This window comes from uncultured Bacteroides sp., from assembly GCF_958445495.1.
Taxonomy (GTDB): domain Bacteria; phylum Bacteroidota; class Bacteroidia; order Bacteroidales; family Bacteroidaceae; genus Bacteroides.
The window spans coordinates 115,834-124,565 of sequence record NZ_CAUCSQ010000009.1; the positions used below are offsets into that span (position 1 = coordinate 115,834).

Annotated in this window: 7 protein-coding genes and 1 pseudogene; all 8 read left to right on the forward strand. The window is 32.1% G+C overall.

Annotated elements, in window-relative coordinates:
- The first annotated feature begins 9 nt into the window (after positions 1 to 9).
- Entirely contained in the window at positions 10 to 1,092 is a 1,083-nt protein-coding gene (locus Q5076_RS05165) for a hypothetical protein (RefSeq protein WP_303011367.1), read from the forward strand.
- Positions 1,079 to 2,266, forward strand: a complete 1,188-nt coding sequence (locus Q5076_RS05170; protein ID WP_303011369.1) for an O-antigen ligase — start codon at positions 1,079 to 1,081, stop codon at positions 2,264 to 2,266. The genes Q5076_RS05165 and Q5076_RS05170 overlap by 14 nt, the downstream gene beginning before the upstream one ends.
- Positions 2,220 to 3,323, forward strand: a complete 1,104-nt coding sequence (locus tag Q5076_RS05175) for a glycosyltransferase (RefSeq protein WP_303011371.1) — start codon at positions 2,220 to 2,222, stop codon at positions 3,321 to 3,323. Before Q5076_RS05170 ends, Q5076_RS05175 begins: the two co-directional genes overlap by 47 nt.
- Positions 3,324 to 3,351: 28 nt before the next feature.
- A complete protein-coding gene (locus Q5076_RS05180) occupies positions 3,352 to 4,380 on the forward strand; it encodes a glycosyltransferase (RefSeq protein ID WP_303011373.1) in 1,029 nt (342 codons plus the stop codon).
- Between the two features lie 8 nt (positions 4,381 to 4,388).
- Positions 4,389 to 5,771 carry a phenylacetate--CoA ligase family protein gene (locus Q5076_RS05185; RefSeq protein WP_303011374.1) on the forward strand — a complete coding sequence of 461 codons (1,383 nt, stop codon included), beginning with the start codon at positions 4,389 to 4,391 and terminating at the stop codon, positions 5,769 to 5,771.
- 44 nt (positions 5,772 to 5,815) lie between these two features.
- Positions 5,816 to 7,375 (forward strand): alginate lyase family protein, encoded by a 1,560-nt coding sequence (locus Q5076_RS05190; protein ID WP_303011376.1) that lies wholly within the window; start codon positions 5,816 to 5,818, stop codon positions 7,373 to 7,375.
- Between the two features lie 2 nt (positions 7,376 to 7,377).
- Positions 7,378 to 8,589, forward strand: coding sequence for a glycosyltransferase family 4 protein (locus Q5076_RS05195; RefSeq protein ID WP_303011378.1), 1,212 nt, complete (start codon positions 7,378 to 7,380; stop codon positions 8,587 to 8,589).
- 31 nt (positions 8,590 to 8,620) lie between these two features.
- Positions 8,621 to 8,732 (forward strand): annotated as a pseudogene (locus Q5076_RS05200) (polysaccharide export protein); the annotation flags it as partial.

Below are 8,732 nucleotides of genomic sequence, written 5' to 3' on the forward strand. Positions count from 1 at the left end.
GTTTTTCAAATGGTTTTGTTTGTAACTACGATTTCACAAGCGGGATTGGTTGTTGGACTATATAAATTTATACATACTAATCAGAAACAAATACTTAATATTTATTATACTTCTATTTTCGTTATCTGTACAATATTGTTATTATTGGGAGTATTTGATGATAATTGGGTGGTAGTGATATTAAAACTTACTGACTTATCAGAAGTTGAAAATCTTATGTTTTTTCTCTCAATAATGGTATCAAGCATATTTCTGTTTAATAAAGGAAAGAATGTTGCAGATAAAGCATATAAATATATGTTACGAATTTCTGTAACATCATTTGGTATCCGTATTATTGTTCTTTGTGTTTTATATTTCTTGCAGATTACATCATTGAGTATTACTTTATTCTTACTTTTTATATTGCCTTTCGTGCAAGATATAAGAGACTTTTTTATATATTCAATTAGGTATGTCCGTTTGGGAAAAATAGAAAAAGAGAGATTGTATTCCTTTTTATTATATTGTTTTCGGGTCTGGAGTGTAGGAGCGCTTTTTATGATTTCTGATAGAATCTTTTTGATATATACAAAAGGAACTGATGTACATTTTACTACTGCTATTGCATTTTCTGCAGGTTTTCTAGGAATAATATCTTTGTTTAACTCCAGTTTTACAAATTATTTTTTATCGAACTTGTCTTCTGACCGAATTGATGAAATTAAATTTCATGTTAATCGACTGAAAAAAATGCTTATTCCTTATTTCGGAATATTATTATTGATTTGTCTCTCGTTTTCTTTGATTGTTTATTATATGTATCCTGCGTTGAAATCTACAACAGCGGTTGTATTATTTATTACATTGTTACGGTCAGGAATAATATCATATTTAGGGATGTTTTCTTTATTAAGCAAGGTATTGGACTTCTTAAATATAGAAATAATATTAAATATCCTTCGCATTGTAGTAGTGTTTTTCCTTTGTATGTTTTGGCAACCGGAGAATCTGATTATCTGGTATGCAGTTGTTATGTTTACCTTACCTTTTCCTGAATTAGTTCTGACAATTCTTATTGACAATAAACTCAAACGTTATGCCAATAATTGAAAGAGTGAGAAGGACTGTAAATTATGCCTTTATATTTTCAACTATAAATGATAATTTTATGGTGGGGAAATTGGGTAGTATGTCATTAAAAATACTTTTGATACTATTTATTATTGTGAATATTAACAAAATACTATCTTTTAGAGGGTTTTCCAAAGATAATCTGCCTTTTTTATGGATAGTGGTCACTATGTTTATTTCTTTAGTTGTAAATATAGAGACATATTCGAATATCATTATTCCTATAAATCTTTTTATTGCGATAAATATTATTTATGTGGTTTTTAGCCAGGAAAAAGGCATAAACAAGTATATATGGTGTTATGCTTTTTCTGCGTTATTTTCTGCTATTCTTTGTATAACGACAACTGATACTATTTCAGAATATACATTCCGAAGGACTGGAGGAACAGGGGATCCTAATGAGTTTTCTGTTACGGTACTTATTTCTTTAAGTTTCTTATTAGGATATATGTTGAAATTTAGAAATAAACAAAAAATCGCGGGTATTGTTGTTATGCTACTATTTTATGTTATTTCTTTATTATTTGCTGGTAGTAAAAGTGCAATATTGACTTTGATTTTATTAGTAATTCTTTTTTTAGGTTATATTTGTACTAGTTATAAAAGTAGTCATAAAAAGCTTCTTATTACTGGAATCATATTTACATTTATTGTAATCGGAATCGTTGTAGGATATTATTATGGTGATGTATTTCAAATGTTACTACAACGATTTGACGAAGTAGGAACAGCCAATGAACGCTTTATTTCATGGAAAGCCGGATTAGAGCTATTCGTAGATAACCCTTTCTGTGGAATTGGGATAGCTAATTATAGAAATATAATAGGAATCTATTATCCTTTTATTGCGGAAACTTCTAGAGCAGCCCATAATATGTATATTCAGGCTTTAGTAGAAACCGGTTTTATTGGGTTTGTAGCTTATCTGGGATTCATCATTTCAATTTTATTCAAGCAACTTAAATATAAAACATATCCATTGGAAATAGTTTTAGGTTTTATATCTATACTGTTGATGGGGGGCACCTTGTCTTTGTTGTTTGATAAATATGTATGGATATTTTATGCGTTTCTATATAATAAAAATAGCTATTGGAGAAAATATGAAAATTCTAGAAATAATACCACAACTTTCATCAGGTGGCGGTGAACGTTTTACTGTTGACTTGTGTAATGAGTTATCTAAAAAGCATGAAGTAATCCTTTGTGTATTGCACTCGTTGGAAAAAACAGGATTTTATTTACATGAGGTCTCTTCTCAGATAAAAATCATCTCGTTGAATAAAAGAGCGGGAATAGATTTGAAGCTTCCATTTAAAATCTTCAGATTGGTACAGAAAGTAAAACCAGATGTGATACATACACATTTACGTGGTATTGTTTATAGTGGGTTGGCAATTCTTTGGTACCGTGATACCGCATGTTTTCATACAGTGCATAATTCAGCTAAACAAGAGGCTGGTGGCTTTATTAGTTGTGGTGTAAGAAAATATTTTTTTTTAACCGGGCTTGTCCATGCGATAACTATTTCGGAAGAGTCCAATAATAGTTTTGTCGATTTTTATCATAGAAGAGCGGTCATGATACCTAATGGTAGAAATATTCCTAAGAATATCATTGTTTCGGAAAAGGTAAAAAGTGAATTTGCAAAGTATCGGGCTATTCCGGAAACTTGTGTTTTGGTCAATTTAGCAAGAATTGATGAAGTAAAACGACAAACGATGCTTACTAGAATAGTGAAGCGGTTGAACGAAGAAGGATATAAGCTCTCTATGCTCATGATTGGCAATAATAAAAATAGTAAACTAGTGGCTGAAATAGACTCATATCATTGTGAATATGTTTTTGTTTTAGGAGAAAAGAGTAATCCTTTAGAATATCTTAAAATGGCGGATGGATATTGTTTGATGTCATCTTATGAAGGAATGCCTATATCTTTAATTGAGGCATTAGGAACAGGAAATATACCTATTTGTACTCCGGTAGGTGGCATTGTCAATGTAATTAAAGATGGTGTTAATGGCATATTAGCTAAAGATATAAGTGAAAATGAATGCTATAGTGCAATAAAGCGATTTCTTGGGTTGAAAGAATACGAAATTAGAAAAATGAAAGAAAACGCTTTGTTAAGTTATACTTCTTATAGTATGACAGAATGTGCAAAAAAATATGAGTGTTTGTTTTATTCTTATGTAAAAAGTCATTAAACAGGAAACTCGGTTTTCTATATTTATCATGAAAATGTATACTGATAATGTAATTCTTAATATTGGTCCTTGTTCGTTTCGTTATGATAAGGATAAAACGGGGGGAATTGTTGTGTTGTTCGAGCAATGGCTGACTTATTGTAGAGAGATAGGTATAAATACAATAATAGTAGATACTAATAAGCACAATTATTCTAATCGGATAATGGCTTATTTAAATATTTTGTGGCAAATACTTACAACGTTTTCGAAAGTCGATATTCTTTTTTTACATGGTACTTTAAATGACTATTTATTGATAGCGCCATTTGTTGTATGTTTGTCGAAATGTACTAAAAAACGTGTTGCAATTAGAAAATTCGCGGGGAATTTTGAGCAATATTATTTTACATGTGGAAGAATCAAACGTTTTATTCTCAATTATGTGTTGAAAAATGCAAATGTCGTTTTTTGGGAAACCAAAAGCCTTGTGAGATTTGGAGAGAAACTGAATCCTGATACTTATTGGTTTCCAAATGTTCGTCAAGCTACAAATATACGGCGAGGTGCACGTCCTTATGAAAAACGTTTTTGTTTTCTTTCACGTGTTGAGGAAATGAAAGGAGTGGATATATTAATGACTTGTTTTAGTAACCTGGATACAAATTATCAGTTAGATATTTATGGACCTGTTATTGGATATTCACTGGAAGACCTAGAAGGGAAAAACTATAAATATAAAGGAATGGTGGAGCCACAGAACGTTTGCAGAGTATTAGCACAGTATGATGTTTTGATATTACCGACACTTTGGAAAGCAGAAGGCTATCCAGGTGTTATTATAGAGGCTTTTAGTGTGGGAATTCCTGTTATTTCTACAAAAATGGGAGCAATTCCAGAGCTTATAAAACAAGGGGTTAATGGTTTTTTAGTAGAAGCAGGAGAAACCGAATCTTTGAAAGATGCTATCTTGCAAATCAGCCAAGATACTTACTTTAAACTACACGAAGGTGCGTTGTCTTCATTTAATCTATTTGATGCAAATCAAGTCAATAATCATATAGTAAAATTGTTATAAGGAGTGGTATGAATTCTTTTTCTATCTATAAAAAATTACCAATTAGCGTTCAGAACATATTATGCAGTATACAAGGGTATAAACTGAATAAGTTGCGATACGGTACTGAATATCTTCAAATTGCTAAAGATTTAGAAAAAAGTGATCAATGGAATGCTGAGCAGATTTTACAATATAAAGAGGAACAGTTATCTTATATATTGCGTTATGCTTATGAGCATTGTAAATATTATAGGCAGAAATTTAATAAAGCAGGTGTATTACCTGATGATTTTAACCATTTACCTGATTTGCAAAAATTTCCAGTTTTGACTAAAGAAGAGGTGAGAGCTCATTGGAAAGAAATGCTTTCTGACGAGTTTTCGGAAAAGGATCTTGTAATTTATCATACTAGTGGAAGTACGGGAACACCTCTGAATTTTTATTGGACAAAAGAGAATATACGCCATTATTGGGCAACTGTGTGGAGAGCTAGAGGAAGGGTGAAAATCAAGAAAGGAGATTTGCATTTAAATTTTACCGGAAAACTTGTAGTTCCTTTAGAACAGCAGAATCCTCCTTATTGGCGATATAATAGATTTTTAAATCAGTATATGATTAATCAACAACATATTACGGATGAGAAAATTACAGATCTTGTAGAATTTATCAATAAGAAACAATTTAAGTTTTTTGTGGGATACCCTTCTATTATTACTAGTTTTGCCATGTTGGCAGAGAAACATGGATTGCAAATTATTAATTCGCCACAATATATTTTTCCTAGTGCTGAGAAATTGTATGAACATCAGCGTATTGTGATTGAACGAGTTTTTAAAGGGGTTTGTATTTTAGAACATTACGGTTTTAGTGAAGAGGCTGCGGCGGCATCAAAGTGTGAATGTGGATATTATCATGAGGATTTTGAGATGGGGCATCTGGAATTGGTAAATGAACAGGATATAGAATCGGGTAAATCCGGAATTATGCTGGCAACAGGGTTCAAAAATCTAGCAATGCCTTTTATTCGTTATAAGATTGGAGATAGAGCCACATATACTGAAATCCCGTGTTCTTGTGGACGGCAAAGTCAACGAATTTTAGATATTGAAGGACGTACTGAGGATTATATTGTTACTCCGGAAGGAGCACATATTATGAGACTTGGTTATCTACTTAAATCTGCTTCTCATATTGCAGAAGCGCAAATTGTACAGAGTGTAAAAGGGGAGATTATAATTAAAATAGTACAGTTACCTGGATATACAAATGAAGATGAAAATAGTATTCGTCAGGTAGTTCGTGAACAATTTAGCCCTACAATGAAAGTTGGTTTTGAATATGTAGATAGTATTCCGAGAACTAAAGCTGGAAAGTTTAAGTATGTTGTTTCTCTTTTGTCTAATCAATAAATGTGATTTGTAAATAGTCAATTATGTGAATCATGTTTTATGTTATGGATATTGTTTTATTATATCATACTTTACGACATTTGCGCTTTCGTCAAATTGTTTATCAGGTAAAGAATAGATTAAAAAAAGAAAAATGGCAATTTTATGAAAGTCCTGACAATAGTAAGTTGAACATATTGTATCCTATCGTCAAACCAAGATGTATGCAAAATGAGACTTTTACGTTTTTAAATTTGAAAGCAAGTTTTTCATCGTGGGATGATGTGAGTAAAGGAATGTTATGGGCATACAATTTAAACTATATGGATTGGTTACTTCAAGAGGATTTGGATTTTAAAATTGGAAGTAAATGGATAGATAAATTTATTAAAGATTGTTTTTGTAATAAAATAGGGCTGGATCCGTATCCGATAGCTCTTCGAGGAATCAATTGGATAAAGTTTATTACTATTAATGTTCATAAATTGTCAATTGAAAAAAGAAAATTTTGGAATGATAGTTTGTATTCACAATACAAATTACTTGTTAACAAGTTAGAGTATCATTTGTTGGGTAACCATTTATTGGAAGATGCTTATTCATTATTTATTGCAGCGATATATTTCAAAGATGAAAATTTTTATAAGCTTTCTGTTAAGTTATTACATCAGGAACTAAGTGAACAGATACTTCCGGATGGAGCACATTATGAGCAGTCTCCAATGTATCATTGTATTTTGTTGGACAGATTGCTTGATTGTTATAATTTTTCGGTCAATAACGTTCATTGGACGGGGCAGGTGGCATTGAATGATTTTTTAAGTGAAAAAGCGATGCTAATGTTAGGACATTTAAGTAGTGTAATCTATACTGACGGTCAGATCCCCTTATTGAATGATTCTGCTATGGGAATTGCACCTACTTCAACACAGTTGTTCGATTATGCCAAACGATTAGGATTGGTATGGAATGCGGTTAATATGCAAGAATGTGGTTTTCGTAAATTGAAAAATCAACGAATGGAAATAATTGTCGATATTGGTAATATCACAGCGACTTATCAACCAGGGCATTCACATGCAGATACATTTAATTATGAGTTGCGGATAGATGGTCGTCCTTTCATTGTGGATACGGGGATTTCAACTTATGATAAAACAGAACGTCGACAATTGGAAAGAAGCACCAAAGCGCATAATACGGTTTCTGTAAAAGGTCGTGACTCAAGTGAAATTTGGGGTGGGTTCAGGATGGGAAAAAGAGCCCATGTTAAGGTCTTGGAAGATACAAGCATGTCTGTGAAAGCAATACATAATGGTTTTGGTAAGGTAGGACTACATACTCGTACATTTATATTGAATTACGATTCTTTTGTTATTCATGATGAGATATCCATGAATAATTCGGCTATTAGTTATATTCATTTTGCTCCTGATGTACAGATTTTGGCAGTATCTCCGACAGAGATTCATACCGATCGGGCTCTTATTCTTTTTTTTGGGGCTTGTTCTATCGAATTGAAAATGGGGACAGTGTCAACAGAGTATAATAAATTCCGACCATCTTCAGTTGTATTGGTCCATTTTGTAGGTAATTGTGGTTACAAAATTTTATATAATAGTTAAAAATGAAAATCTTATTTCTTACGGATAATTTTCCACCGGAGGTGAATGCTCCGGCTTCTCGTACTTATGAACATTGCAAAGAATGGGTGAAAGAAGGGGTAGAGGTAACTGTAATAACTTGTGTTCCTAATTTTCCTCAGGGGAAAGTATATGCGGGATATAAGAACAAGTTGTATCAGGAGGAAGTGATGGACGGAATAAAAGTGATACGAGTATGGAGCTATATGGCCGCAAATAAGGGATTTTTAAGGCGAATCTTGGATTTTATTAGTTTTTCTGTAACTTCTTTTGTGGTGGGACTTTTTCAAAAAGCAGATTTGATAGTTGCTACATCACCCCAATTTTTTACGGCGTTATCCGGGCGCACTCTTTCATTTTGGAAACGTACGAAGTGGGTAATGGAAGTACGCGATCTTTGGCCGGAGTCAATAAAAACTGTAGGAGCGTTAAAAGATAGTCCGATCATTCGTTATTTTGAATGGGAAGAAAAGAAATGTTATAAATCGGCAAAAAAAATAGTAGTAGTAACAGATTCTTTTAAAAAACGACTGATAGAACGCGGAGTCCCGAAAAATAAGATTTTTGTTGTTAAAAATGGGGTCAATAGAGAATTATTTACTCCTATTCCGAAAGATGAATATTTACTTCAGGATTTAGGATTAACCGGAAAGAAAATTGTTGGATATATTGGGACACATGGGTTGGCTCATAAATTAGATTTCATATTGTATTGTGCAAAACGCTTGGAAGAAGAAGGTAATGAGGTCTTTCATTTTATTTTTATTGGTACAGGAGCAGAAAAGGCTAATTTGTTAAAGTTAAAGGAAAAATTGAATCTTTCTAATGTAACAATGCTTGATTGTGTGTCTAAAAGCGAAGTAAAGAAATATATTTCAATTTTGGATGTGGCATTGATAAATTTGAGAAAGTCAGACTTATTTAAGACCGTGATTCCTTCTAAGATTTTTGAGAATGCAGGTATGAGGATTCCTATATTGATGGGAGTTAATGGTGAAGCTCAAGAAATTGTAGAATTTTATCATGCAGGTATATGTTTTGAACCAGAAAATGAAAGTGATTTTCTTGAGAAGCTAAATTTATTATTAAATAATTCGACATTATATGTAGCTTGCCAGACAGGATGTGAAATGTTAGCTCGAGATTTTGATAGAAAATTTTTGGCTAGACAATTATTAGATATTTTACAATGCTAGACAGTAATTAAGTAAATAAAAAAGAGAATATATGAGGATATTGAAAGTTTTAATGTTCGGATTTATGCTATCTTTTCTTTTAATGGCATGCCAGTCTTATAAGAAAGTCCCTTATCTGCAGGATGCTGAGGTTGTGTCCCAGG

Coding starts and splice junctions, on each gene's coding strand:
- Q5076_RS05165 (WP_303011367.1), top strand. CDS start 10: ATGGTTTTGTTTGTAACTACGATTTCACAAGCGGGATTGGTTGTTGGA.
- Q5076_RS05170 (WP_303011369.1), top strand. CDS start 1,079: ATGCCAATAATTGAAAGAGTGAGAAGGACTGTAAATTATGCCTTTATA.
- Q5076_RS05175 (WP_303011371.1), top strand. CDS start 2,220: ATGAAAATTCTAGAAATAATACCACAACTTTCATCAGGTGGCGGTGAA.
- Q5076_RS05180 (WP_303011373.1), top strand. CDS start 3,352: ATGAAAATGTATACTGATAATGTAATTCTTAATATTGGTCCTTGTTCG.
- Q5076_RS05185 (WP_303011374.1), top strand. CDS start 4,389: ATGAATTCTTTTTCTATCTATAAAAAATTACCAATTAGCGTTCAGAAC.
- Q5076_RS05190 (WP_303011376.1), top strand. CDS start 5,816: ATGGATATTGTTTTATTATATCATACTTTACGACATTTGCGCTTTCGT.
- Q5076_RS05195 (WP_303011378.1), top strand. CDS start 7,378: ATGAAAATCTTATTTCTTACGGATAATTTTCCACCGGAGGTGAATGCT.